Genomic DNA, 23,505 nt, shown 5'->3' on the forward strand with positions numbered 1-23,505 from the left:
GCCATGAATGCTGCCTACCGCTTCGACGACTGGGAAACCCCCGCTGCCGCACCGCAAAATCCTGCGGTCAACGCCAAAATTGCGCCAAAAATCGAGGTCGACCGCAGCATTTTGCCCGCCGCCGCGCTGGCGCCGATCAACGCCGCCGACAAGCGCATCGTCAATGGCAAGGCCGACATCAACCAGCTGGCGCCGTTCAAGTACCCCTGGGCCTGGGAATTTTTCCTCAAGGCCAACCGCAACCACTGGACGCCGCTCGAAATCAGCATGGCGCAGGACGTGCACGACTACCATCACAAACTCAGCCCGGCCGAGCGCCACGTTTTCGAGAACGTGCTCGCCTACCTGACCACCTCCGACATCCTGGCCATGCGCAACATCGGCCTGGCGGTGATGGAAAAGATGAGCGCGCCCGAACTGCAGATCTACCAGGCCCGCCAGGTCTATGAAGAAGCGCTGCACACCTGGACCTACCAGCACTGCATCGAAAGCATCGGCCTCGACCAGCAGGAAATCTACAACCGCTACCGCGTCGTGCCGCAGATCCACGGCAAGATCGCGCTCGCCAACCGCCGGCTGGAAAAGGTGCTGCGTTCCGACTTCGACCTCACCGACCGCGCCAACCTGCACGAATTCGCGCTCTCCTACTTCTTCTTCGCGGTGATCTTCGAAGGCTGCTGGTTCTACAACGGCTTCACGCCCATTTTCGCGCTGCAACGGCGCGGCCTGATGAAAGGCGCCGCCGAGCAACTGCAATACATCATGCGCGACGAAGTCCTGCACTGCGCCTTCGGCATCCGCGTCGTGCGCGAACTGTTGAAGGAAGAGGGCCTGGAACTCGACCCGCAGGCGCTGCGCGAGCTATGGAACGAAGCCGAAGCCGCCGAACGCGCCTACGCCAGCTATATCCTGCGCGACCCCATCCTCGGCTACAACGCCGACCTGCACGTCCAGCAATTCCGCTTCATCGCCAACCGCCGGGCGCGGCAAGTTGGCGTCGAGGAACCGTTCCCTGGCGCCGAGAACGTCCTGCCCTGGCTGGACGAACAGGCCAATCTGAGGAAGGAAAAGAACTTCTTCGAGACGCGGGTGACGGAATACCAGACGGGTGGGGCGTTGGCTTGGGATTGAGGGGGGCGAGGTTTTCTCCTCACCGCGCGATCGCCCGCGACGGATCAGGGTTGCCGGCTATCCGGCAACGACCATAGCCGTGCCCGGTTGATCCGGGCAACGCGGCGGGTATGGCGGGCATCGACGATCTTGAAAGCCTCTGTCCCGGTGTCCGGGAAAACCACGAAAAGCGCTTCCGGGCAGCGGCTCACGGCAGTCGGCGGAAGCTTTTCGGCGAAATCGAGGCGGCTCAGGCGCGACCCGCATTTGCGATAAACAAACCCCTTGAGGTAGGGCGAACCGTAGTTGAAGACAAAGACAAACAGGTCTTTGCTGCAATGGCTGGCGACGATTTCGCCGACCTCGTAGTCGGCGGCGTCCAGATCGCCGAAGGCGGGTATGGTCCGACCGTCGACGACCAGGGTGAGTACGTGGCTCTCGGGGTCCTGGCGCATTTCGATGCTGCTGCCCTGGCGGGCATCGCCCAGCCGGCAACTGCCTTGGAATGGCTCCGCTTCCGCTCGGGCGGTCGAGAATGCAAGGCAGCAAGCGGCCAGTGCCAGCCAGTAGCGGGTGCGGCGGGGGAATTTCATGGGCGATTTTGAGGGGCTGGCGGTTGATGCGGCGCGCCGTTTACGGGATGTGCTGTTTGGAATGTGTTGCCCTCTACGCCCTCACAGGCAGAGAAACCTGCGGCTCCAATGCTTGCAGAACTGCATGTGCCGCAAGAATATCCTGATGTAACTGAGCATGTTTTGGAGCGCTCACGGTTACAACAAGAGCGTAACGGATGGCGGGAGCTCCCGAGGGCGCTTGTCCTCCAGCTTCACGTGCGTTGTAGTGCACATCAAATACTGGCTCAAGCAGGCTGCTCCCGTAATAGCTGTTCTCAGCATGCAGGACCGTTTCCCACTTGCCCAAATCCGCCCTTAGTTCGGCCTCTGTCCGGAACTCTGCTGCCGGGAAAAATGTGGCAGACGAGGCGTTTGCTGCGCCTTCCTTACGCTTGCTGCTATTGGGGCGGAACGTGATCCCCAGACCAGCTTTGGTGTAGGCGCCGGCATCTTGGGGATCAACCGGGCTCGCGTAGCAGAACGTTGCCCTCAAACGAACCTTGCCTTCAAGTTGGAAATTCGGGAGGGGAATGGGCGCTCGCAGAAATTTTCCGGGGCGCAACTCGCCTTGATAAATGATCCTGGCCTCACCTTCCCCGCAGGTGATCAACTGATTAATGTCGGCAGGCACTCGGCCCCAGCCAACATGATGAACATCATGCTCGTCCTTATTTTCGCAGCCGTGGACTAGCAATGCTTTTATGGTCAGCGGGGGGACTGCGTCACCTAGGATGGCGCGGATACCGATCGCGGACCGTAAAGCCAAGGGGGCAGCAAAGCTGGTTCCCAGCGTGGCCGCCAAGTTTGGCCGCTTGCCCGGTGCAGCGACGTGGAAATACTCCTTCGGTGCTCCGCCAAAGGCAACGACATCCGGTTTGCGACGCCCTGGGCTGCGACCAGGGCCTGTTGCACTGTAGCTTGCGCGTTTCCATTCGATGCCGCTTCGGTCGGCCGCACCGACTGACAAGGCATTGACACTATCGGAAGGCACCTGGATACGATTCAGGCTGAGCTTTGCATCGCGTTCGCCATTATTGCCAACTGCCACGGTCATCAAGGTTTCGCCGTCGCTTAAGATGCTATCGATGACCGCTGTCCATGCATGGACATCCTGGTCTTCGATGGGCAGATCAGGGCCCAGGCTGAGGTTGATGAACTGATATTGACGGGAGAGAAGCACTGTTTCGACGTGCCCGAGTGTTCGATATAACTCGTATGGGTCTTCCCCATCGATCTGTGCATCCAATACCCTGTGGTGATCTACTGGGGAATATGGGCGTTCCGCGGACGCTTCCGGTTCGATCGGCCCGAACAGCACGGCAGACGTGACGCCAAGCCCGTGCTCGGTGAAGTCGGCAACGTCGTTCGCATCTTCATCCGCCAGAAAATAGCGGCGAATATAGGGGGCGAGAACATGTTCCGGTGGCAAGCCTCCATCCAGAATGGCGACTTTGGGCTCTCGTGAAAGTGGCTCTCCGCTTGGCAGGGAAAATGGGACGGCCAACGGCATGCTACGGGTAACAGGGCGAGCAGCTCTGAGGTGTGGCATCGGGCGAACTACGCGAGTCAGCGTGAACTGCGAAAGTTGCTCCAAACCGGAGGCCTCGCCTTCAACAGCCACAAAAAGTAACCGGCCGGCCTCAAACTCGAACGCACCATTGACCTCGAACTCACATTCCTTGGCGTAGTCAGCAAACATCGACCGTACATCTGAAGCGTTGCCTTCGGGGGGTAAATGCAAGCCAACCTCGAATACGTGGCCAACAGCGGCTCCCTCGAGATGCAGACGATCCGCCGGAGTCATTGCGGCAAAGGTCTCGATTCGGGCGAACTGTTCTGCGACCGGCATTTGTTCGTTCAGGCTCCGCGCAAATGCAGGGAAATTTGATAGCGCGGCCCGCGTTCCGGCTACGAACAACTCAGTAGTCTCCGCCTCGGGAGGGGCCTTTTTCTGAGTTTGATGACGCGGTTTGATACGACGGGTGCGCGAACCTACTGAAGACAGCCCAACCTGATCGAGCAGTAGTTTCGGGAAGAAGGATTTCGCCAAGTAGGCGGGATGCAATACCAGACGGGCAACTGCCAGATCATCAGCGCATGCTTTCGCGGGCAGGGCCTGAAAGATGGTGTTGGCCACCTCAATCTCTGGAACGATGATTCGCTGTGCTTCCCCAAGCGTGTATGGGTGCGCTTTGTCCCCGGTTTTTTTCTTAGGCGCTTCGATGGGGTAAGTCAGCAACTCGGCACGGCCGATCAGGTATCGCGTGGACATTTATTTGAGCCCCCTGCCTTTGCGGGGAGAAGGCCCCGCGTGTTTGCGAATGGTGTCGCGAGCGACCCCGGTCATCTGGCTAATTTGCATGTGGGTGTGCTGACCGGCCTTGGCCAATTCGATGGCTAGGTTTAGGCGTTCAGCTTTACTGAGTTCTTCCTGGCGCTGATCGATGGCGGAGCTGATCAATTTTTCGATAGGGGCTGTTTGCAACGCATGGCCGCGGCGCAACGCGTTAATACTGCGCTCCACGTCGGAAAGGGACTGCCCCTGAAGGCCTGCAGCAAGAACATCGATCCAGGACTTGAACACATCTTGATCATCACCAAGGAAGCGCTTGATCGCCACACCTATGGATGCAGCATCTGGCGCGTCGAATTTGACGACCATATCGAAGCGCCGCCACAGGGCAGGGTCAACCAGTTCCGGGTGGTTGGTGGCTGCCAACAGCAGACCGCTATTCGGCCATTGATCAACTTCTTGGAGCATGACGGTAACCAAGCGCTTCAGTTCGCCAATGTCAGACTCGTCGCTACGTCGCTTGGCGATCGCGTCGATTTCGTCGAGCAATAGAACTGCAGCATGTTTCTTGGCATGGTCCAAGGCCGCACGAAGGTTGTTTCCGGTCTTGCCGAGCAGGCTGCTCATGACAGCTGTCAGATCAAGTACCCACAAGGGCTTGCCCAAGCTGCTGGCGATCCAGCGTGCCGATAACGTCTTACCGACCCCCGGGGGGCCAACCAGAATGGCGGAACGTGTGGGGTTTATGCCTCGAGCTGCTAACCGTTGGGATTCCTGACGCTCGCGAATAATGGCCCCGATTGCGTCATGAACACTGTTTGGCAGGATTGGGGACGCCAATCCCGCTCGGTCATCGAAGACGCGAATCAATGCCAAGCGAGAGTCACCATCAACCGGTAGTGCTGCTTCGCTGGAGTCGACTACCGGTGCGCCACGTCGGAGTACGGAACTACCTGACGAGCGCGTCTGAGTGGATTTGAGCGATTGATCGAGGCGGGATGCTAGATCGGGGTGGGATTGCCGGTATTTCCTAATCAGGCGCGCCAAAAACAGCCGCGTATCTTCATGAGATTCGCTCGCTGCCAATCGCGCCAAATTGACGAGATCACTTTCGATCCCTGTTGCTTCTTCCTTGCTGTCTTTGTTCACCTGAGCCCGCCGTTGAAACGTGAATGATTTATTTTGGCGAATTTTATGGCGAATTATTTGATTGGGCAATTTTTATATGTGGTCGTTCTCCTGGGCTCCAAAGAATCGGTGGCTGTTGTGTCGCCTATTGCTTTGATTTATTGGCGACTGTTGGGTTGTAGTGGCGGCATCGCATGCGCATCCGATATTTCGCGTAATCCCTCTAGCAAATACTTCACCGCTCCCCAATCAGCGCCGTCCTCAGCAATTCAATGAACGCTGTAGTCCGGCTGGGGATCAGGCGGCGGCCGGGGGTGACGCACCAGAGGGTGACGGAAGGTAGGGACCAGTCCGGCAGGATGCGCTGGAGCAGGCCGCGTTCGATCCAGGAGCGGGCGAGGCGCTCGTCGAGGCCGACGATGCCGAGACCGTGCGCGGCCATTTCGCGTTGCAGGCCGGGGGAGTTGGCGGCGAGCGGGCCGTTGGGCAGGCCTTCCCAGTGTTCGTTGCCGCGCGTCAGATGCCAGGGCTGGGCGCTGCCGTTGCCGCCGATCAGTTGCAGGGCGAGGTGCTGCATCAAGTCGGGCGGCGTCTGCGGTTCGCCGTAGCGCTTGAGGTAGGCCGGGCTGGCGTAGAGGCCACAGCGCATCTCGCAGAGCTGGCGGGCGACCAGCGTGGCGTCGTCGGGCAGCTGGGCGGCGGCGCGGATGGCGAGGTCGAAGCGTTCGGCGAGCAGGTCGACGCGGCGCGGCGACAGATCCAGTTCCAGGCGCACTTCCGGGTAGCGCGTGGCGTAGTCGAGCAGGATGGGCGCCAGGTCGAGTTCGCGGAAGTCGGGCGGCATCGACACGCGCAGCACGCCGCGCGGTGTTCCCTGCCGATATTGGGCGATGGCCGCGGCGGCTTCGGTTTCTTCCTGCAGGCGGCGGGCGTGGTCGAGGATGCGTTCGCCGAATTCGGTGATGCTCAGGCGGCGCGTGCTGCGCGTCAGCAGGCGTTCGCCGAGGCGGCTTTCGAGCGCGCTTAGGCGCCGCGACAGCGTCGATTTGGGCAGGCCGACGCGCTCGGCGGCGCGGGCGAAGCTGCCGCTGTCCACGACGTGGGCGAAGAGGATGAGGTCGTTGGCGTCGAGTTCCATGGCGGCTAATTGTTCCGTTGATGGAACGATGATACCCATTCCGACGGCTTCCGGTGCTGAATTTGCGTCAATAGAATGGGCTCCATGGTGACGGCGCGCTTGATCCGCAAGCCAACGCCGAACCGAACCCAAGCAACCACCTGGAGAAGCCATCATGAAGATCCTGCAAATCAACGCCAGCGCCCGTTCCGCCGGGGCCAATTCCACCCGCCTGGCCGATGCCATCACTGCCCGCCTGCTTGCCCGCAACCCCGGCGCGACGGTCGAGCTGCGCGACCTCGCCGCGCAGCCGCACCCGGTGCTCGACGAGCCGGCGCTGGGCGCCTTGTTTACCCCGGCCGAGCAGCGCACGCCGGAGCAGGCCGCCCGCGTTGCGCTCGACGACGCGCTGATCGCCCAGGTGCAGGCGGTCGATGTGATCGTGCTCGGCGTGCCGATGTACAACTTTGGCGTGCCCGTGCAACTGAAGACCTGGATCGACGCCATCGCCCGCGCCGGCGTCACCTTCCGCTACACCGCCAACGGGCCGGAAGGGCTGCTCAAGGGCAAGAAGGTCTATGTCGCGCTGGCCCGTGGCGGCCTCTACCGCGATACGCCGGCCGATTCGCAGGTGCCTTACCTGAAGAGCGTGCTCGCCTTCCTCGGCATGACCGACGTCGAGTTCATCTACGCCGAAGGCCTGGCGATGGGCGCCGACTCGGCCAGCAGGGCTTTTGCCGAAGCCGCGGCACGGATCGAGGAAGTCGTGGTCTGATTGCTGACCACGCCGCCAATCGCCCCAACACCAATGGAGACTGATGCCATGACTGCAACGCGATCCACCGTCCTGCAAAGCCGCCAAGTAGAGCGCCTGGTGCAGGGCAAGCCGACCTCGGACGGCGCCGGGGTGCGCCTGACCCGCGTGCTGACGCAGAACCTGCAACGCCGGCTCGACCCCTTCCTGATGCTCGACGCCTTCCGCAACGAGAACCCGGAGGACTACATCGGCGGCTTTCCCGATCACCCGCACCGCGGCTTCGAGACTGTCACCTACATGCTCGCCGGGCGCATGCGCCACCACGACAGCGCCGGCAACGCCGGCCTGCTCGGGCCGGGCGGCGCGCAGTGGATGACGGCGGGCAGCGGCCTCATCCATTCCGAACTGCCGGAACAGGAAGAAGGGCTGATGGAAGGCTTCCAGCTCTGGCTCAACCTGCCGGCGCGCGACAAGATGATCGCCCCCAGCTACCGCGACATTCCGCCGGAACAGATTCCCGAGGCGACCACGGCGGCCGGCGTGCGCGTGCGCATCATCGCCGGCAGCAGCCAGGGCGTGGCCGGCGCCGTGCAGCGCGAGGCGACGCAGCCGCTCTACCTGGACGTGCATCTGCCGGCCGGCGGGCGTTTCGAGCAAGCCATCCCGGCCGGGCACAACGCCTTCGTCTATGTCTATCGCGGCAACGTCGAGGTCGGCGGCACGGTGGTAGAGGAACGCCACATGGCCATCCTCGCCAACGACGGTGGCGATGGCGTGGTACTGTCCGCCAACGAAGATGCCCGCGCCCTGATCATCGCCGGCCAGCCGCTGGGCGAGCCCATCGCCCAGTACGGCCCCTTCGTGATGAACACCAGCGCCGAGATCGAACAGACGCTGCGCGACTACCGCGACGGCAAGTTCGAGGCGGCGGTGGTGCAATCCTTGTGAACCATCCAGCGGGGCCGGGGTCGTAAGCCGGTTCCCGCGCCTTACTGAAAGCCCACCAGCATGGACCTCGCCCAGATTTCCGAATCGCTCCAGCGCGACGCCGTCTGGGTGGTCTTCCTCAACGTCCTCGCGCAGCAGGGCGGGCTGCCGGTGCCGGCGGTGCCGACGCTGCTGCTCGCCGGCAGCCTGGCGCTGTCGTCCGGGCAACTGGCGGCCATGCTCGCTGCCGCCAGCATCGCCTCGGTGCTCGCCGATGCGCTCTGGTACCTGGCCGGGCGCAGCTTCGGCTACCGCGTGCTGGCCGGGCTGTGCCGGTTGTCGATCAATCCGGCGTCCTGCGTCAGCCAGACCGAATCGCGTTTTGTCCGCTGGGGGCTGGGCTCGCTGGTGGTCGCCAAGTTCGTGCCGGGGTTTTCCACGGTGGCGCCGCCGATTGCCGGCGCGCTGCGCATGAGCCTGCCCGGCTTCGTCCTCGCTTCCGCCGCCGGTGCCGCCTTGTGGGCTGGTTTGGCGCTGGTCGCCGGCTGGGTGCTGCGCAGCGAGGTGCAGGCGGTGATCGCCGCGCTCGACCGCAACGCTGCCGGCGCGCTGCTCGTCGTCGCCGCCGTGATCGGCCTCTGGCTGGGCTGGAAGCTGTGGCAGAAATACCGCTTCCGCCGCCTGTCGGCAGTGCCGCACATCAGCATCGGCGAACTGCTCGCCGCGCTCGATTCGGAACAGCCGCCGCTCGTCCTCGACCTGCGCGGTGCCATCATGGTCGCCGAAACCGGCCCCATCCCCGGCGCCGTCGTCGCCGAGCACGACCGCCTGTTCGAGGCGGTGGGCGACTGGCCCAGACACCATCCCATAGTCACCCTCTGCCATTGCCCGGAAGACGCCGGCGCCATCCAGGCCGCCAACCGCCTGCTCGACGCCGGCTACCGCTCGGTGCGGCCGCTGCAAGGCGGCTACGACGCTTGGCGGGCGGGCAAGGCTTGCTGAGTCAGAGCTGCGCTCGATCTGGCGTGCTCGCCGTTTGTTGCGTTTGATATTCCCGGCGAAGGTCTGCCGATGCTTGCCTTGCTCCGAGCGAACGCGTTTTGCCCGAAAGCGACCAGCCGCTGCCGGCCGGGCTCGGGCTGCGCTGGAGCAGGATGTTGATGGCCAGCGTCGCGGTCAGCAGGGCGGCGGCGCCCAGGGTATGGAGGACGGCGACGGGCAGCGGCAGCGAGAGCAGGACATTGCCCAGGCCGAGGCCGATCTGCATCACAAGCAGGCCGAGCAGCAGACCGCCCCAGCGCCGCCAGCGGCGATGGCCGGTGCGGATCAGGGAAACGGCCAGCGCGCCGACGATCAGCGCCACCGCCAGCGCGCCCAGGCGATGGCTCCAGTGGATCGCGGTCAGGCTGGCCAGCGGCAGCAACTGGCCGTCCGCGGTCTGGCCGAGTTCGCGGTGCAGGCTGAAGGCATGGTCAAACTCCATCTCCGGCCGCCACTGCCCCTGGCAGGTCGGGAAATCGGCGCAGGCGAGGGCCGCGTAGTTGCTGCTGACCCAACCGCCCAGCGCGATCTGCAGCACGATGAGCAGCAAGGCGCCGCCGGCGAGCAGCCGCAGGGCGGGGCCGGCGGGTGCCTCGCCGTTTGTCGCGCGCCGGGCAAAGAGCATGCCGGCGAGCAGCGAGAGCGTGGCCATGCCGCCGAGCAGATGTAGCGTGACGATGACCGGCTTGAGCAGATAGGTCACGGTCCACATGCCGAGTGCGGCTTGCAGGCAGACGATCAGCAGCAGGACGGTGGGCAGCGCCGGCGACTGCTGTTGGCGGCATTCCCGGCGCCAGGCGAGGACGCACAGCGCCAGCACGAGCAGGCCCAGGCTGCCGGCCAGGTAGCGGTGCAGCATCTCTTTCCAGGCCTTGCCGGTTTCCAGCGGTCGTTCCGGGTAGGCCTGCGCCGCCGCCAGTTGCTCGGCCGGCGCTTCGGGGACGCCCAGCCAGTGGCCATAACAGCCCGGCCAGTCGGGGCAGCCGAGGCCGGCATCTGACAGGCGCACGTAGGCGCCCAGCGCGATGACGGCGAAGGCGAGCAGGGTGGCGAGCAGGAGCAGGCGGTGGAAAAGGTGATGAGACTGGCGCACGACGGATCAGAACAGGCGGTCGATGAACAGGGCGGCGAAGAGCAGGGTCAGGTAGAGGATGGAATAGCGGAAGGTGCGCCGCGCCAGGGCGTCGCTGTAGTTGCGGCAGAGCGCGATGGCGTAGCCGAGGAAGACGAGGTCGAGCAGGCTGATGGCGATCAGGTAGAACGTGCCGCTCATGCCGAGCGAGACCGGGATCATGCTGGCGGCGGCGAGCATCACGGTGTACCAGAGGATGTGTTGGCAGGTGAAGGCGATGCCGTGGGTGACCGGCAGCATGGGCAGGCCGGAGCGGGCGTAGTCGTCGCGCCGGTAGCAGGCCAGCGCCCAGAAGTGGGGCGGCGTCCACAGGAAGATGATGAGGAAGAGGACCAGCGGTTCGGCCGAGACCACGCCGGTCATCGCCGTCCACCCGAGCAGCGGCGGCATGGCGCCGGAGGCGCCGCCGATGACGATGTTCATCGGCGTCGCCGGTTTGAGGAGCAGCGTGTAGATGACGGTGTAGCCGACGAAGGTGGCCAGCGTCAGCCACATGGTCAGGTCGTTGATGTAGGTGTGCAGCAGCCAGAGGCCGACGGCGCCGAGGGCGGTGGCCAGGCTGATCGTTTCCAGCGGCGAGATGTCGCCACGGGCGGTGGCGCGCCAACTGGTGCGCGCCATTTTGGCATCGACCGTGCGCTCGACCAGGCAGTTCATCGCGGCGGCGGCGAAGGAGACCAGCGCAATGCCCAGCGCGGCGACGATGAAACGCAAGAGCGGCGGGAAGTCCGGCGTCGCCAGGCACATCCCGATCATCGCGGTAAACACGATCAGGCTGTTGACCCGCGGCTTGCACAGGTGGCCGAAGGCGGCCAGACGTTGGCCGAGACTCAGGGGGGAGACGGTGGCGGCGGTGTGCATGGCGGTTCTCCTAGCCGGCGTATTTGAGCAGGCGGTCGAGGTCGGCGCGCAGGCCTTGCAGGCTGGCGTCGGGCGGATAGGTCATGATGATCCGGCCTTGCGGATCGACCAGCAGCAGGGGGTCGGCGATGTCGGCCAGGGTGTCCGGCGGCGCGCTGAGCAGCATCAGGTCGGGTTGGCTGGCACGCACGCCGGGCAGCGCGGGGTCGTCGGCATGCCCGGTGAGCAGCGCGCGGCCCAGGCGGCCCATGTTCTTGTAGAGGGCGACGTGGACGCGGCGCATTTCGTCGAGGCGGCGCAGGCAATCGGCGGCGCAGGGGCCGCGGACGTGCAGCACCAGTTGCCATTTTTCGGCGTTTTTTTCGGTTGACCGCAGGATTTCCGCCGGCAGCGGGCGGGGCGGGTTGAGCAGGTGGCCGTGGTGCGTCATCCGCGACGGGTGCCAGCCGCCGAAGTAAAGCGCGGCGGCGATGACGAAGGGCAGGGCGAGCAGGCCGACGATCAGGGCCAGGGTGAGGCGGCCTTGGCGCCGGTTGGGCGGGGTGGGGAGGGCGACGCTGTTCATGGTCGGCGGATCAGGAAATAGCCCCAGATGCCGAGGCTGGCGATGGCAAAACCGAACCATTGCAAGGCGTAGCTGCGGTGGCGGTCGGCGCGTTCGTCCGGGCGCGGCCAGTCGCGCACATAGCCGCCTGCCGCCGTCGGGTCGAGCTGGACGACCAGGCCTTGCAGCGGATAGGGCACGGCCGAGCGGAAGCGTTCGAGGTCGAGGTTCTGCCAGACCGGCGCCCAGCCGCTGGTCGGCTGCGCCGCCAGGTTGAAGAAGCGCTGCGCGGGCAGCACGGCGATGCCGCTCACTTCGATTTCGCCGGCCGGCACCTCGGCCACGGGCTGCTGGCGATGATCGGCCGGCGCCGGCAGCCAGCCGCGATTGACCAGCACATGCATGGTCAACCCGGAAAGCTGCAAGGGGGTGATGACGTGATAGCCGGCTTGCTCCCGATACGGGCGGTTGTCGATCAGCACCTGATGGGCGGCGTCGTAGCTGCCGCGCAGGATGACCCGGCGATGGCGCAGGGCATCGACGTCGGCGGGCGTCGTCGGCATGGCGATGGCGGCGTCGTGGCTGCGGCTGTCGAGTTCGATCTGCAGCGCCGTCTTGCTTTCGGCCTTGCGCCATTGCCACAGGCCGAGGGAAACGAAGGCCGGCAGCAGCAGCGCCAGCAGCAGTCCGCCGAGGATCGCCACCTGCTTGCGGCTGGCCCTTGCCGGCGCGCTCGGGCGGCGCGCATACTGGGCCGTGGCAACTGACCCGGAGGCGTCGTCCATGCTCAGGATTGTGGTGGTTTTGCTGTTGCTTGGCATCGTCGGCAGCCTGTTCTCCGGGCTCTTCCTTCTCTATCGCGATCGCGGCCAGGGCGAACGCACGGTACGCGCGCTGACCCTGCGCATCGGCCTGTCCATCGCGCTCTTCCTGTTGCTGCTCGGCAGTTTCCGGTTTGGCTTCATTCCCGGTTACACCCAATAAACGAAGACAAAAAGGATCAGCCAGACCACGTTGACAAAGTGCCAGTACCAGGCCACCGCCTCGAAGGCGAAGTGGCGCTCGGCGCTGAAGTGGCCGGCCAGGCTGCGCAGCAGGATCACCGCCAGCATGACGGTGCCCAGCGTGACGTGGAAACTGTGGAAGCCGGTGAGCATGAAGAAGGTCGCGCCGTAGGCGCCGGCGCCCATGGTCAGGCCCAGTTCGGTATAGGCGTGGTGGTATTCGTAAGCCTGGAAGCCGAGGAAGATGGCGCCGAGCAGGACCGTCGCCGCCAGCCCGGCGACCAGTTGCCGGCGCCGGTCGCGCAACAGGGCCCAGTGCGCCCAGGTGACGGTGGCGCCGGAACTGAGCAGCAGCGCGGTGTTCAAGGCCGGGATGCCCCAGGCGCCCATCGGCGTGAACGGCGCGCCCTGCGGGCCGCTGGTCGGCCAGGTGCCGGCGAAGTCGGGCCACAGGGTGACGCCGTGCACCGCCATCATCTCGCCCAGGCGCGGCACCGAGATCACCCGCATGTAGAACAGGGCGCCGAAGAACGCGGCAAAGAACATCACCTCGGTGGCGATGAACCAGATCATGCCGTAGCGAAAGGAACGGTCTTCCCAGTCGCGGTAGGCGCCGCTCTGCGATTCGGCGATGACGTGGCCGAACCAGCCGAACAGTACATAGACGATGACCGCCGCGCCGGCCAGCATGACCCACTGGCCGGGGCCGGCGTCGTTCATCGTCTGCACGAAGCCGAGCGCCAGCAGGAACATGCCGGCGGACAGGATCACCGGGTACAGGCTGGGCTGCGGAACGAAGTAGTGCGCGCCGTGGCCGGCGTGGGCTGGAGCGTTTTTCATCTTGCCTCCGCGGTGCGGGTAAGGGTCCGGCGTTGGCCGTCGATGCTGAAAAAGGCGTAGGACAGGGTGATGTGGCGGATGTCGGCGGCGACTTCCTGCTTGACGATGAAGGCCAGCGGCATCTCGCGCGCTTCGCCGGGGCCGAGGGTCTGCTGGGTGAAGCAGAAGCACTCGATCTTGTCGAAATGCTGCGCCGCCTGGCCGGGCGTGACGCTGGGCACGGCCTGGCCGGTGACCGCCCGGTTCGAGGTGTTGCGCACCAGATAGGCGACCTGCTGCAGTTCGCCGGGGTGGATGTCGAGGTGGGTGAGCAGCGGCCGCATCTCCCAGGGCAGGCCGGGCATCACCGTGCCGGTGAATTCGACGCGGATGCTGCGGCCAGTATCGACGGCGGCGGCCGGCGCGGCGCTGGCGCTGAGGCCGCCGACGGTAAAGTCGCGCTCTGGTCCGGCGGTCTTGCCGTTGAAGCCGGTGGCCTCGCAGAGCACGTTGTAGAGCGGCACCAGCGCAAAGGCGAAGGCAAAGGCGCCGGCCACCAGCAACAGCAGACGGCCGATCAGGCGGCGGTGGCTGGCGGGAGCGGCGGGCACCTGTTCCATGGCGCTAACGCGGGATCAACAGCCCGAGCAGGTAGATGGCCAGCACCGCGGCGCCCAGCCACCAGCCGAGGCGGCGTGAGGCGGCGCGGCGTGAGGCCAGGTCGGCCGGGGAAAACGCCGCTGCGTCGGCGGATGGGGGGGCGGGGGGCATCGGCTCTCCGATCTGAAAATTGCCCGGCTTCATTTGATCACCGGCTGGGTTTCCCAACTGTGGTGGGGCGGTGGCGAGGACAACTCCCACTCCAACCCTTCGGCGCCTTCCCAGACGCGGCCATCGACCTTGGGGCCGCCGCGCACGCAGCACCAGATGTTCCAGGCAAAGATCAACTGGCTGAGGCCGAGGATGAAGGCGCCGACCGTCGACATGGCGTTGAACTCGGCGAACTGCAGCGCATAGTCCGGAATGCGCCGGGGCATGCCGGCGAGGCCGAGGAAGAACTGCGGCATGAAGGTCAGGTTGAAGGAAATCACCGTCAGCCAGAAATGCAGCTTGCCGAGCTTTTCGCTGTACATGTGGCCGGTCCATTTCGGCAGCCAGTAATAGACGCCGGTCATCACGCCCATGATGCCGCCGGCGAACAGCGCGTAATGGAAGTGGGCGACGACGAAATAGCTGTGGTGATACTGGGCGTCGGCGGCGACATCGGCGAGGATCAGCCCGGTCAGGCCGGCGATGCCGAACAGGACGATGAAGCCGACGGCGAACAGCATCGGCGTCTCGAAGCTCATCGCGCCCTTCCACATGGTGGCGATCCAGCAGAAGAAGAGCACGGCCAGCGGCAGCGAGATGGCCATGGTGCTGAACATGAAGTAGATCAGCGCCGGCACCGGCAGGCCGGCGGTGAAGAAGTGGTGCGCCCAGACCACCACCGAGAGCAGGCCGATGGCGATGAAACTGTAGACCTGCGCCTTGTAGCCGTAGGTCGGCTTGCGCGAGAAGGTGGCCAGCACATGCGGCATCAGCCCCCACACCGGCAGCAGCAGGATGTACACCTCGGGATGGCCGAAGAACCAGAACAGGTGCTGGAAGAGGATGGGGTCGCCGCCGCCGGCCGCGTCGAAGAAATGGGTGCCGAAATGGCGGTCGGTGAGCAGCATGGTGACCGCGCCGGCCAGCACCGGCAGGGTGGCGATCAGCAAAAAGGCGGTGATCAGCCAGCCCCAGGCGAACAGCGGCAGCTTCATCATGGTCATGCCGGGGGCGCGCATGTTGAAGATGGTGACGATGATGTTGATCGACCCCATGATCGACGAGATGCCCAGGATATGCACGGCGAGGATGGCGAAATCGACGCCCATGCCGCCCTGCACCGAGAGCGGCGCGTAGAAGGTCCAGCCGGTGGCGATGGCGCCGTCGCCGATGCCGAACAGGGCCAGCGTGAACGGCAGGGTGAGCAGGATGGCGGCCGGCGGCAGCAGCCAGAAGCCCCAGTTGTTGAGGCGCGGCAGTGCCATGTCGGGGGCGCCGATCATCAGCGGGATCATCCAGTTGGCGAAGCCGGTGGCAGCCGGCATCAGCGCCGCGAAGATCATCACCAGTGCATGCACGCCGATCAACTGGTTGAAGAACTCGGGTTGCATCAACTGCAGGCCGGGCTGGAACAGTTCGGCGCGCACGGCGAGGATCATCAGCCCGCCGACGAAGAACATGAGCAGCGAGAAGGTCAGGTACATCGTGCCGATGTCCTTGTGGTTGGTCGTCGTCAGCCAGCGCATCAGGCCGCCGGGGTAATGCCCGGCGTCGTGCGGTGTGGGGTGCGTGGTAGTGGCTGTATTCATCGCTCGACTCCTAGTGCAGGGCCTTGATCTGGGCGGGCTGGACCATGTCGCCCTGGTGGTTGCCGAAGCTGTTGCGTTCAAAGGTGATGACGGCGGCCAGTTCGACGTCCGACAGCGTGTTGCGGAAGGCCTGCATGGCGGTGCCCGCCTTGCCGTTCATCACCCGGTTGACGTGGCTATCCGCGGGCGGCTTGCCGTTCATGTCGAACAACGGGCCAGCGATCACCTTGCTGCCGGCCAGCGCCGGGAAGGCCGGGGGCAGGCCCTGGCCCTCGCTCTGGTGGCAGGCGACGCACTGTTTCTCGTACACCTCCTTGCCGGCGGCGATCAGTTCGTCCTTGCTCCAGGTCCGCTCGCTGCTGCCCGCCGCTGCCTTGGCCTCGGTTTTCTTGCTGTCCACCCAGGCCAGGTATTCCGGCTCGGGCACGGCATGCACCACCACCGGCATGAAGCCGTGATCCTTGCCGCACAGCTCGGCGCACTGGCCGCGGTAGATGCCGGGTTTCTCGATTAGTACCCAGGTCTCGCGCAGGAAGCCGGGGATGGCGTCGCGCTTGACGCCGAATTGCGGCACCCACCAAGTATGGATGACATCGGTTGACGTCAGCAGCACGCGCACCTTCTTGCCCACCGGCAGCACCACCGGCTGGTCGACTTCCAGCAGGTAATGCTCGCCCTTGGCCTCGGCATTGGCGATCTGGTCGCGCGGCGTGGCCAGGGTGCTGATGAACTTGATGCCGGCCTCGGGGTATTCGTACTGCCACTTCCACTGCATGCCGGTGACCTTGAGCACCATGTCGGCCCGCGTCTGGGTGTCCTCCATGTTGATCACCGCCTTGACCGCCGGGATGCCCATCAGCACGAAGTCGATGAAAAGCAGGATGGCGAAGGGCACCAGCGCCCAGAACCACTGCAGGGCGCCGCGCGGCCCGGAGAACCTGGCCGCCTGATGACCGACGCTTTTGCGATGGCGGATCATCGAATAGATCATGATCGCGAACACCACGACGAACAGCACGGTGATGATCAGCATGAATTCGTTGTGGATGTTCAGCGTCTCCCGCGCGATCGGCGTGACCGGTTCCGGGAAGTTGAAGTTGTAGGCCGCGTGCACGACACCCGGCAGCAATGCCGGGGCAAGGAGGGCGAGGCGCCCGAGGTGCCAACAAGGAGGGCGCGAAGTCTGGCTTGAAGACGAAATTCCGGCGCAGCGATACGCCGTGTCTCGCAAAAAATGCGCTGTGATCGTCATCCCGGCTCCCCCCTTCTGACAACCTGCTTTGCAATCTGAAGCGATATTGTTTAATTAGTTCCGTATTATTTAATTCAATGACTCCTGCCCCCATGAAGCGCTACCGCTTGTTCCTGCTCAATGTCGCCCTGTTCCTGCTGCTTGGATGCCAGCCGGAACCGGTCAGCTTTCGCAATACCGACATCACCGGCGCCAGCTTCGGCCGGGATTTCTCGCTCACCGATCACCACGGCCAGCCACGCACCCTGGCCGATTTCCGCGGCCGGGCGGTGATCGTCTTCTTTGGCTACACCTCCTGTCCCGACATCTGCCCGACTACCCTGGCCCGACTGGCCGAGGCGATGAAGGAACTCGGGGAAGACAGCAAGCGGGTGCAGGTCCTGTTCATCACCCTGGACCCCGAGCGCGACACGCCGGCGCAACTGAAAACCTATGTTGCCTGGTTCCACCCCGATTTCCTCGGCCTGCGCGGCGAGCCGACGCAGATCCAGGTGCTGACCAGGGAATACCGCGTCTTCGCCAGCCGCCATGCGGTGGAGGGGGCGCTCGGCTACGTCGTCGACCACTCCAGCGGCGCCTACGTTTATGACCCGGCCGGCAGGCTGCGCCTCCACGTGCGCGACCCGAACAGCGTCCAGGACCTGGTGGCGGATTTGCGCGGCTTGTTGCGCTAGTCATGCGCATCGTGCGCAAACTGATTGCGGGCGCTGTGCATGCATCTGGGATGCGGCCAAGGCGACCAAAAGTGCCTACGCCGCCTCGGTCCTGCGCGAGGCTGCAACGCCGAGCTGCGCGTGTAGCAGTTCCGCTTCTTCGCCAACCGTCAGGCGCGCAAAGTCGGGGCCGAGGTGCGCTTTTCCAATGCCGAACACGTCCAGCCCCGACTTGACGAACAGACCAGCCAGAAGACGGAAAGGGACCTCTTCGAGAGCAGGGTTGATGCGGCCTTGAGGTCAAGGTGGATGGCATGCCGAGCGTCCTGGTGTGTATGATGTTTGGGTTTGTGCGGTTGACATAAATTTCCGGTGCTCTTGTATGTCATGGGGAAATGAAGTGCCCTCGTTTTTTCCTGGAGCGTGCTTGCCAATTCATTCCCCCCTTTTCTTTGGAGGCGTGACCTCGTGATACCGTCCGTACTTCGCCTGCCGTTGAATTTCGCGCCCAACCGCCTGCAAGCAGATTTGGCGCATCTGCAATCGCAACAGTGGTTGCCTCATTTCAATACCCGCATCTATGACGGCGACTGGAGCGGCTTGCCCCTGCGCGCTGTGCCAGGTAGCGTCATACCGATGTATTCGGACCCGCAGGCCGAGACCTGGGAAGACACTCCGCTGCTGCAAAGCTGCGACTACTTTCCGGAAGTGTTGGCGACTTTCCAGTGCCCTCTGTTGGCGGTGCGTTTGCTGAGACTGGGCGCGGGCTCAGTCATCAAGGAACACCGCGATCCGATGCTGAGCCCGGAACATGGTGAAGTGCGCATCCATGTCGTGGTGGCGACGAATCCCGATGTGGAGTGTCGTATCGACGGGGTCAGTTATCGTTGGGCAGCCGGCGAATGCTGGTACGGGAACTTTACCTTGCCGCATAGTTTCACCAATCGTGGTACGACCGAACGCTTGCATATCGTGCTCGATTGCAAGCTCAACGATTGGTTGCGCGGCTTGCTTGAGGCCTGAGCAGATGGCCGGAAGCAGCGAAGGGATAATTCAGGCCTTGCGTCGAGTCGTGCATGACGATCCCGTCCGGCAAGCGCGCCTGTTTGCCTTGACCGATGCCAGCGAGTTTGTTGCCGCCGTCCTGCAAATAGCGCAATCCCAAGGGGTCGGGCTACAGGAAGAAGCTGTGTGGCAGGCCATGCGCAGCGGTCGCCGCGCCTGGTCCGACAGAAAGCGGCCATGACGGACATGGACAGGCTCGCCGGTTGGATACCGCTGTTCTTGTCGATGCGCGACGCCAAGGCGCAAGTGGATTGGGGCTACATGGGAGCGGAGCGATTCACCGAGCCGTTCTGTCATGACACATTGGCCAGGCTGGCGGCTCGGCCATTCAACCAGTTGTTGCGCCAGCAGAGCAGTTTGGATCTGTTGCTGGAGCGCGCATCGAGCCATCCCGGCCTGCCGCTGCAAGGTATGGTGTTTCACCTGAGCCGTTGTGGCTCGACGCTGGTGGCGCAATGGCTTTCGGCGCTCACAGATAGCGTGGTGCTGTCCGAGCCGGAAGCTGTGGATACCTTGTTGCAATGGCCTGCCCCGGCGGCGGGGGCGGAAACAATTCGCGCCTTGCTCGCCGCACTGGGTCAGCCGCGCCGCGTTGCTGACCGCCGCCTGTTTCTGAAAACCGATTGCTGGCATACCGCCCACATCGATCGTTTGCTGGCAGCCTATCCCGATACGCCCTGGATTTTTCTCTACCGCGATCCGCTGGAGGTACTGGTATCGCATCAGAGAATGCCAGGCTGGCATCTGGTACCGGGCTCGATGAAAGTCCACGGCCTGCATCCGCCCGATGAACTGATGAGCCAGCCGCTCGGACATGGGGCTTGGGTTCTGTCCGTCATTCTCGAACAGGCCAGGCATGCCATGCAGCATCACGGTAACGGTTTGCTGATCAATTACGACGAATTGCCCGATGCCCTGGAAAACAGACTGGCCGCCCACTTCGGTATCGATCTGGCGAGGCAGGATATGGAGAGCCTGCGCGCGGTAACCGGGCGTAGCGCCAAGCGGGGTTACATGGCTTTTCAACCCGATGGCGCCGACAAACGCGCTGCCGCCGATTCTGCTGTGGTTGAAATGGTGGAACGCTGGCTGATCGAGCCCTATCAATCCCTGGAGAAAATCCGCAAGGAGAAGGGCTCTGCCTGAGGCGGGGTAGAGGGCGTGACGTGGAGAAAATATTCGATCTCATGCCCACGGAACGGGGCCTGTGCCCGCTCCCGTCGCCGGAAAACCGCGGGAACTGTGCTAGCGTAGCGTGGAAGCGTTGGCTCTTGCATCACTTGGCGGGACACGATCCTCAAATCCATCGATAAATAAAGAATACGAAATTGGCATGCGAAATCCCTGATTCTGATTGGGCTCTTGAGTATGGTCTAACCGAAGTTTCTTAAATTGCTAGCGTGTGTCTTGTCCCAATGAGTCCATTTCGTAGTTACCGCATCCATGGTCTGACGCTTCTCTCAGCCTTGGAGCTTCCGGAACTGATCGAGGCGCCGATCGATATCCCGGCGGATGTCCTTGTCGATCTTGGAGAAATTTCCGAGCGATTGCCGTCGATTGCCGATCAAGGTCCGATGTGGCAGGCCGGCGAGGGGCGGTTTCTTCTGGAGGTGCCGGAGGTCGCCCGCTATCTGGTCACAGATGGCAAGCAAGTCCGAATCGACCCCGAGCCTGGCGTGGCGCCCGGCGATATCCGCTTGTATCTGCTCGGCGCGGTGCTGGGGGTTTTGCTGCACCAACGCGGTCTGTTGGCCCTGCATGCCGGCGCTGTCGAGGTGAACGGTCAGGCCGTGGCGTTCGCGGGGAATTCCGGTGCCGGCAAGTCCACCCTGGTGGCACATTTGCGCCAACGTGGTCATCGTCTCATCGGCGACGATCTGCTGGCGATACGTTTGGATCGTGAAGGCCAGCCCTGGGCCCAGCCCAGCTTCGCCCGCATCAAGCTCTGGGCCGACGCCCTGTGCCACATCCGCCACGAACCTGAGCGACTGGTGCGCGATCATTCCCGTCTGGAGAAATTTCATCTGGCGGTGGAGGAGGATCACCGCGACCTGCCCCTGCCTCTGGCACGGGTTTATCTCCTGGAGGAAAACCGCCTCGACGATGGTATCGTCATTGAACCGTTGCGCGGTCTGGATGCCGTCAATGCATTGGCGCAAATTACCTACAGGCCCCAGCATGTCAAGGCGCTGGGGCTGGGGCAGTGGCAATTCCAGCAATGTAGTCGAACCGCGAAGCGCATCCAGGTGCTACGGTTATGCCGCCCAAAATTTCTCGATCGCATGGAAGAGGTATTGGATCGTGTGGCGCTGGCGTGGCGTCAGGATGCCTGAGGATTTGGGGCGACAGCAAGGAATTGACGCCCATTCGCACCATTCATTCGTTCCCTCCTTCCATCTTGCGGATGAACATCCCGACCGAGAGACCACGCAATAATTTGAGTTTGTATTCGCTGATCACCTCCTGCCGGGTCCAGCCCGTCGTGGGCCAATCGTCCAGGGCCTGGCGCATCGATTTCAAATCCAGCAGGCGGGCCGCCGTCGGCGAAGCTTCCAGCCGATCCAGCTCGGCCGCCATTTCCTCCCGCTCCCGGCCTGCAGTCTCATACCAGTCGGCGGATTGCAGCCCCTTGCTGCGGGCGTACAGGATTTCCGGAGGCAGTCGGTCGCCGTATGCACGGTGCAGCAGCCAGCGCATCTGTCCATTGCGCAGGAACTGGTTTTCAGGGATGGCCAGGCAGAATTCCAGCAAGCGTACGTCGGCGGTGGGGTCGCGCTCGACGACGCCGGCCTGGGCCAAGGCGTCGAGATAGCTGTCACCCAGATCAACTCGGTAAAGCACCATGAGACGGGCAGCCCGGCCGTCGTGCCAAGGGCGGTAGCTGAGTCGGAGCTTGCCCTTCTCCGCCCTGGCGCGAATATCCAGGGCATGGGCGATATCGGGATGCAGCGCGGTTTGTCGGAACAGGCCAGAGAGATCGCCTCGGCGCTGCCGACTGAGTCTGGACCAGAGCCATTCGGGCATGAACGGCCCCAGCGATTGGGTCAGGATCGATTTCCAGCTCATGGCGCCTTGTCGCTGCAAGGCGTGGGACTCGCGCAACCAGGTCCAGGGCCGACCTTGCCGTAACAATGCCGGTAATAACATGCGGCCATCGAAAGACAATCCCATATTGCCCCATTGCCCGGTCAGAACGACCCGTGCCCCTCGCGCCTCCGCCTCGTTGCGGATGGCGCTGATCCACAGGGCATTGCTTGGATTGAGCACCGGTCGTGAGCTGTGTTGGGAATGCCGGTCAAGCTCGCTTAAATGCCGCTCGTCGGTACGAATCAGAATGTGATCCATATTCGGGTGGCGTGCCGCCAGAGCGGCGGCGGCGGGGCCTTCGTTGGCGTGGCGCCCCCTGGGGGCGGGGCCGTCGAACCCCTCTCTGGGGACATGTGTGAAGGCCAGCAATTTCTTGTCTCGTGCCGCCAGTATGGGGGCTGCCACGGCACATACGATGCTGCTGTCGAAGCCTGAACTGAGATGCGCCCCTATTTCACCCCGTGCCCGTAGCCGGCAAAGGACAGCGGTTTCCATGTGTTCTCGGAAGGCTTCGACGTAATCCTCGTCTCGCGGCAGCTCAATGCGGCGTTCCGCAGAGAAACGGTGGTAACAGGTCGTACGTACGCTGCCGTTTTGCATGATCAAGCTGTGTCCCGGTTCCAGGCGCTGGATGCCCAGAAAACAACTCGATGGACCAACCCAGGGGATCAGGGCCAGATATTCCGCAAGACGTTCCTCATCCAATTCTCGAGGGATTTGCGGTAGCGCATGCAAGGCCTGGGCAGCGGAGGCGAAGGCGAAAAGTCCGTTGCCCTGATGCCAGTAGAGGGGGCGCATGCCCATCGGGTCACGGGCCAGGAACAGGCATTCCGTCAAGGGTGACCAGACGGCGAAAGCGAAATCCCCCAACAGGTGCCGGGGGGATTCTTCCCCCCAAGTCTCATAGGCGGACAGCACCAGGGCGCTGTCCGCCATGTTCCGTAACTGAGCGGCAGGGATTTGCAGTTTCTGGGCCAGTTCGTCGCGATTGTCCAGGCGTCCGGAAAAGACCAGTACTGGCTTGGTGCCGCCATGGCTCAAGGGCTGACGATCGAAAACGTCTTCCGGAGTTAAACGGCGTAAGGTACAAACCAAGGCAGCTTGATTGCGCCGCCAGGCGCGGCTGACTTCCGGTCGGTAAATTGCCAAGGCTTGTAGCAGACGCTCGGTGTCATCCTGGCTGACAGCGTCCCCTTGTCTCCTGATGATTCCGGCAATTGTGCTCATCGTTGAGGGTCAATGCGTGGGTTTGGTGTGATCGTCGCCGGGCAATATCCACGGCATAATATTGCTTGTGTCGGTCAGCGTTAGGTCGATAGAATCGCTAGCGTAGCATTCTTATTCATCATTCATTCCGGTTTGGAGGTCATCCGTCATGCAAGAGCAAGAAACAGTTGATGTCATGGTTCAAGAAGCCATCGTTGAAGGCCGCAAGGAATGGCAAGCCCCCAAGTTGCGTTCCGCCAGGATTGATCTCAATACCCAACAAAACTTCGACGGTTCTGATGACGGTGGTCTGCTCTCCTGATTCGATACGGCAACGGGGCGCTGCTGGGTGAGCGTTTCTTCTGTTTTTTCGGGGTGGCCAGGATAAGGTGCAAGGATTCCCCCATAAGCCAATTCTTGCACTTGCGTTTCCACGCCTCTACTTGATGTAAAAAAGCCCCGGCCATGGCCGGGGCTTTGTCGTTATCATGCCGGT

Annotated in this window: 24 protein-coding genes; 10 read left to right on the forward strand and 14 right to left on the reverse strand. The window is 63.4% G+C overall.

All coding sequences use genetic code 11. From position 1 onward, the window contains the following. Positions 1 to 3 precede the first annotated feature (3 nt). A complete protein-coding gene (locus AC0KWY_RS00115; protein WP_474027623.1) occupies positions 4 to 1,131 on the forward strand; it encodes a ribonucleotide-diphosphate reductase subunit beta in 1,128 nt (375 codons plus the stop codon). 44 nt (positions 1,132 to 1,175) lie between these two features. Here AC0KWY_RS00115 and AC0KWY_RS00120 read toward each other — a convergent pair whose 3' ends face one another. The 4 genes from AC0KWY_RS00120 to AC0KWY_RS00135 form a co-directional block, all read right to left on the reverse strand. Continuing rightward, positions 1,176 to 1,703 carry a hypothetical protein gene (locus tag AC0KWY_RS00120; protein ID WP_474027624.1) on the reverse strand — a complete coding sequence of 176 codons (528 nt, stop codon included), beginning with the start codon at positions 1,701 to 1,703 and terminating at the stop codon, positions 1,176 to 1,178. A 73-nt stretch (positions 1,704 to 1,776) separates the two neighbouring features. Further along, positions 1,777 to 3,996 (reverse strand): S8 family peptidase, encoded by a 2,220-nt coding sequence (locus AC0KWY_RS00125; RefSeq protein WP_474027625.1) that lies wholly within the window; start codon positions 3,994 to 3,996, stop codon positions 1,777 to 1,779. Next, positions 3,997 to 5,166 carry an AAA family ATPase gene (locus AC0KWY_RS00130; RefSeq protein WP_474027627.1) on the reverse strand — a complete coding sequence of 390 codons (1,170 nt, stop codon included), beginning with the start codon at positions 5,164 to 5,166 and terminating at the stop codon, positions 3,997 to 3,999. It lies immediately after the preceding gene. Positions 5,167 to 5,380: 214 nt separating this feature from the next. Continuing rightward, positions 5,381 to 6,322, reverse strand: coding sequence for a LysR family transcriptional regulator (locus AC0KWY_RS00135; protein ID WP_474027628.1), 942 nt, complete (start codon positions 6,320 to 6,322; stop codon positions 5,381 to 5,383). 115 nt (positions 6,323 to 6,437) lie between these two features. Between AC0KWY_RS00135 and AC0KWY_RS00140 the strand changes: the two genes are divergently transcribed. From AC0KWY_RS00140 to AC0KWY_RS00150, 3 genes are read left to right on the forward strand one after another with little or no spacing between them, the layout of a single operon-like run. After that, on the forward strand, positions 6,438 to 7,037 hold the full coding sequence (locus tag AC0KWY_RS00140; RefSeq protein ID WP_474027629.1) for an FMN-dependent NADH-azoreductase: 600 nt from the start codon (positions 6,438 to 6,440) through the stop codon (positions 7,035 to 7,037). A gap of 48 nt (positions 7,038 to 7,085) precedes the next feature. Continuing rightward, complete coding sequence (locus AC0KWY_RS00145; RefSeq protein WP_474027630.1) at positions 7,086 to 7,967, forward strand: pirin family protein; 882 nt, start codon at positions 7,086 to 7,088, stop codon at positions 7,965 to 7,967. Positions 7,968 to 8,027: 60 nt separating this feature from the next. Continuing rightward, positions 8,028 to 8,948 carry a VTT domain-containing protein gene (locus AC0KWY_RS00150; RefSeq protein ID WP_474027631.1) on the forward strand — a complete coding sequence of 307 codons (921 nt, stop codon included), beginning with the start codon at positions 8,028 to 8,030 and terminating at the stop codon, positions 8,946 to 8,948. Position 8,949: 1 nt separating this feature from the next. Here the strand turns inward: AC0KWY_RS00150 and AC0KWY_RS00155 are convergent, their stop codons facing one another. Genes AC0KWY_RS00155 through AC0KWY_RS00170 form a run of 4 tightly spaced genes read right to left on the reverse strand, consistent with a single transcriptional unit; the run spans position 8,950 to position 12,309 of the window. After that, a complete protein-coding gene (locus tag AC0KWY_RS00155; RefSeq protein ID WP_474027632.1) occupies positions 8,950 to 10,080 on the reverse strand; it encodes a COX15/CtaA family protein in 1,131 nt (376 codons plus the stop codon). Between the two features lie 6 nt (positions 10,081 to 10,086). Then, positions 10,087 to 10,980: a heme o synthase gene (cyoE, locus tag AC0KWY_RS00160; RefSeq protein ID WP_474027633.1), complete on the reverse strand. Its 894-nt coding sequence runs from the start codon at positions 10,978 to 10,980 to the stop codon at positions 10,087 to 10,089. Between the two features lie 10 nt (positions 10,981 to 10,990). After that, complete coding sequence (locus AC0KWY_RS00165) at positions 10,991 to 11,545, reverse strand: hypothetical protein (RefSeq protein WP_474027634.1); 555 nt, start codon at positions 11,543 to 11,545, stop codon at positions 10,991 to 10,993. After that, positions 11,542 to 12,309 (reverse strand): SURF1 family protein, encoded by a 768-nt coding sequence (locus tag AC0KWY_RS00170; RefSeq protein ID WP_474027635.1) that lies wholly within the window; start codon positions 12,307 to 12,309, stop codon positions 11,542 to 11,544. Before AC0KWY_RS00170 ends, AC0KWY_RS00165 begins: the two co-directional genes overlap by 4 nt. Between AC0KWY_RS00170 and AC0KWY_RS00175 the strand changes: the two genes are divergently transcribed. Continuing rightward, complete coding sequence (locus AC0KWY_RS00175) at positions 12,308 to 12,508, forward strand: twin transmembrane helix small protein (protein ID WP_474027636.1); 201 nt, start codon at positions 12,308 to 12,310, stop codon at positions 12,506 to 12,508. The genes AC0KWY_RS00170 and AC0KWY_RS00175 overlap by 2 nt on opposite strands. Here AC0KWY_RS00175 and AC0KWY_RS00180 read toward each other — a convergent pair. Genes AC0KWY_RS00180 through coxB form a run of 5 tightly spaced genes read right to left on the reverse strand, consistent with a single transcriptional unit; the run spans position 12,496 to position 16,860 of the window. Next, positions 12,496 to 13,368, reverse strand: a complete 873-nt coding sequence (locus tag AC0KWY_RS00180; RefSeq protein ID WP_474027637.1) for a cytochrome c oxidase subunit 3 — start codon at positions 13,366 to 13,368, stop codon at positions 12,496 to 12,498. The genes AC0KWY_RS00175 and AC0KWY_RS00180 overlap by 13 nt on opposite strands. Continuing rightward, positions 13,365 to 13,967, reverse strand: coding sequence for a cytochrome c oxidase assembly protein (locus tag AC0KWY_RS00185; RefSeq protein WP_474027638.1), 603 nt, complete (start codon positions 13,965 to 13,967; stop codon positions 13,365 to 13,367). The genes AC0KWY_RS00180 and AC0KWY_RS00185 overlap by 4 nt, the downstream gene beginning before the upstream one ends. Positions 13,968 to 13,971: 4 nt before the next feature. Beyond that, positions 13,972 to 14,118 (reverse strand): hypothetical protein, encoded by a 147-nt coding sequence (locus tag AC0KWY_RS00190; RefSeq protein WP_474027639.1) that lies wholly within the window; start codon positions 14,116 to 14,118, stop codon positions 13,972 to 13,974. Positions 14,119 to 14,147: 29 nt separating this feature from the next. Further along, on the reverse strand, positions 14,148 to 15,746 hold the full coding sequence (gene ctaD / locus AC0KWY_RS00195; RefSeq protein ID WP_474027640.1) for a cytochrome c oxidase subunit I: 1,599 nt from the start codon (positions 15,744 to 15,746) through the stop codon (positions 14,148 to 14,150). 10 nt (positions 15,747 to 15,756) lie between these two features. Continuing rightward, entirely contained in the window at positions 15,757 to 16,860 is a 1,104-nt protein-coding gene (gene coxB, locus AC0KWY_RS00200) for a cytochrome c oxidase subunit II (RefSeq protein WP_474027641.1), read from the reverse strand. Between the two features lie 230 nt (positions 16,861 to 17,090). On the opposite strand from coxB, the gene AC0KWY_RS00205 reads away from it, so the two are divergent. The 4 genes from AC0KWY_RS00205 (at position 17,091) to AC0KWY_RS00220 (ending at position 21,049) form a co-directional block, all read left to right on the forward strand. After that, positions 17,091 to 17,672 carry an SCO family protein gene (locus AC0KWY_RS00205; RefSeq protein WP_474027642.1) on the forward strand — a complete coding sequence of 194 codons (582 nt, stop codon included), beginning with the start codon at positions 17,091 to 17,093 and terminating at the stop codon, positions 17,670 to 17,672. A 447-nt stretch (positions 17,673 to 18,119) separates the two neighbouring features. Beyond that, positions 18,120 to 18,674, forward strand: coding sequence for an aspartyl/asparaginyl beta-hydroxylase domain-containing protein (locus AC0KWY_RS00210; protein ID WP_474027643.1), 555 nt, complete (start codon positions 18,120 to 18,122; stop codon positions 18,672 to 18,674). Between the two features lie 219 nt (positions 18,675 to 18,893). Continuing rightward, positions 18,894 to 19,862 (forward strand): hypothetical protein, encoded by a 969-nt coding sequence (locus tag AC0KWY_RS00215; RefSeq protein WP_474027644.1) that lies wholly within the window; start codon positions 18,894 to 18,896, stop codon positions 19,860 to 19,862. A gap of 269 nt (positions 19,863 to 20,131) precedes the next feature. Further along, positions 20,132 to 21,049 (forward strand): hypothetical protein, encoded by a 918-nt coding sequence (locus AC0KWY_RS00220; protein ID WP_474027645.1) that lies wholly within the window; start codon positions 20,132 to 20,134, stop codon positions 21,047 to 21,049. A gap of 43 nt (positions 21,050 to 21,092) precedes the next feature. On the opposite strand, the gene AC0KWY_RS00225 is transcribed toward AC0KWY_RS00220, so the two are convergent. Next, entirely contained in the window at positions 21,093 to 23,030 is a 1,938-nt protein-coding gene (locus tag AC0KWY_RS00225; protein WP_474027646.1) for an asparagine synthase-related protein, read from the reverse strand. A gap of 148 nt (positions 23,031 to 23,178) precedes the next feature. Between AC0KWY_RS00225 and AC0KWY_RS00230 the strand changes: the two genes are divergently transcribed. After that, positions 23,179 to 23,331 (forward strand): hypothetical protein, encoded by a 153-nt coding sequence (locus AC0KWY_RS00230; RefSeq protein ID WP_474027647.1) that lies wholly within the window; start codon positions 23,179 to 23,181, stop codon positions 23,329 to 23,331. Positions 23,332 to 23,505 lie beyond the last annotated feature (174 nt).

This window comes from Azonexus sp. MM2026_4 (assembly GCF_055901855.1).

Coding starts and splice junctions, on each gene's coding strand:
- AC0KWY_RS00120 (WP_474027624.1), bottom strand. CDS start 1,703: ATGAAATTCCCCCGCCGCACCCGCTACTGGCTGGCACTGGCCGCTTGC.
- AC0KWY_RS00220 (WP_474027645.1), top strand. CDS start 20,132: ATGAGTCCATTTCGTAGTTACCGCATCCATGGTCTGACGCTTCTCTCA.
- AC0KWY_RS00165 (WP_474027634.1), bottom strand. CDS start 11,545: ATGAACAGCGTCGCCCTCCCCACCCCGCCCAACCGGCGCCAAGGCCGC.
- AC0KWY_RS00225 (WP_474027646.1), bottom strand. CDS start 23,030: ATGAGCACAATTGCCGGAATCATCAGGAGACAAGGGGACGCTGTCAGC.
- AC0KWY_RS00190 (WP_474027639.1), bottom strand. CDS start 14,118: ATGCCCCCCGCCCCCCCATCCGCCGACGCAGCGGCGTTTTCCCCGGCC.
- ctaD (WP_474027640.1), bottom strand. CDS start 15,746: ATGAATACAGCCACTACCACGCACCCCACACCGCACGACGCCGGGCAT.
- AC0KWY_RS00150 (WP_474027631.1), top strand. CDS start 8,028: ATGGACCTCGCCCAGATTTCCGAATCGCTCCAGCGCGACGCCGTCTGG.
- AC0KWY_RS00205 (WP_474027642.1), top strand. CDS start 17,091: ATGAAGCGCTACCGCTTGTTCCTGCTCAATGTCGCCCTGTTCCTGCTG.
- cyoE (WP_474027633.1), bottom strand. CDS start 10,980: ATGCACACCGCCGCCACCGTCTCCCCCCTGAGTCTCGGCCAACGTCTG.
- AC0KWY_RS00175 (WP_474027636.1), top strand. CDS start 12,308: ATGCTCAGGATTGTGGTGGTTTTGCTGTTGCTTGGCATCGTCGGCAGC.
- AC0KWY_RS00180 (WP_474027637.1), bottom strand. CDS start 13,368: ATGAAAAACGCTCCAGCCCACGCCGGCCACGGCGCGCACTACTTCGTT.
- AC0KWY_RS00230 (WP_474027647.1), top strand. CDS start 23,179: ATGCAAGAGCAAGAAACAGTTGATGTCATGGTTCAAGAAGCCATCGTT.
- AC0KWY_RS00185 (WP_474027638.1), bottom strand. CDS start 13,967: ATGGAACAGGTGCCCGCCGCTCCCGCCAGCCACCGCCGCCTGATCGGC.
- AC0KWY_RS00115 (WP_474027623.1), top strand. CDS start 4: ATGAATGCTGCCTACCGCTTCGACGACTGGGAAACCCCCGCTGCCGCA.
- AC0KWY_RS00135 (WP_474027628.1), bottom strand. CDS start 6,322: ATGGGTATCATCGTTCCATCAACGGAACAATTAGCCGCCATGGAACTC.
- AC0KWY_RS00145 (WP_474027630.1), top strand. CDS start 7,086: ATGACTGCAACGCGATCCACCGTCCTGCAAAGCCGCCAAGTAGAGCGC.
- AC0KWY_RS00215 (WP_474027644.1), top strand. CDS start 18,894: ATGACGGACATGGACAGGCTCGCCGGTTGGATACCGCTGTTCTTGTCG.
- AC0KWY_RS00125 (WP_474027625.1), bottom strand. CDS start 3,996: ATGTCCACGCGATACCTGATCGGCCGTGCCGAGTTGCTGACTTACCCC.
- AC0KWY_RS00140 (WP_474027629.1), top strand. CDS start 6,438: ATGAAGATCCTGCAAATCAACGCCAGCGCCCGTTCCGCCGGGGCCAAT.
- AC0KWY_RS00170 (WP_474027635.1), bottom strand. CDS start 12,309: ATGGACGACGCCTCCGGGTCAGTTGCCACGGCCCAGTATGCGCGCCGC.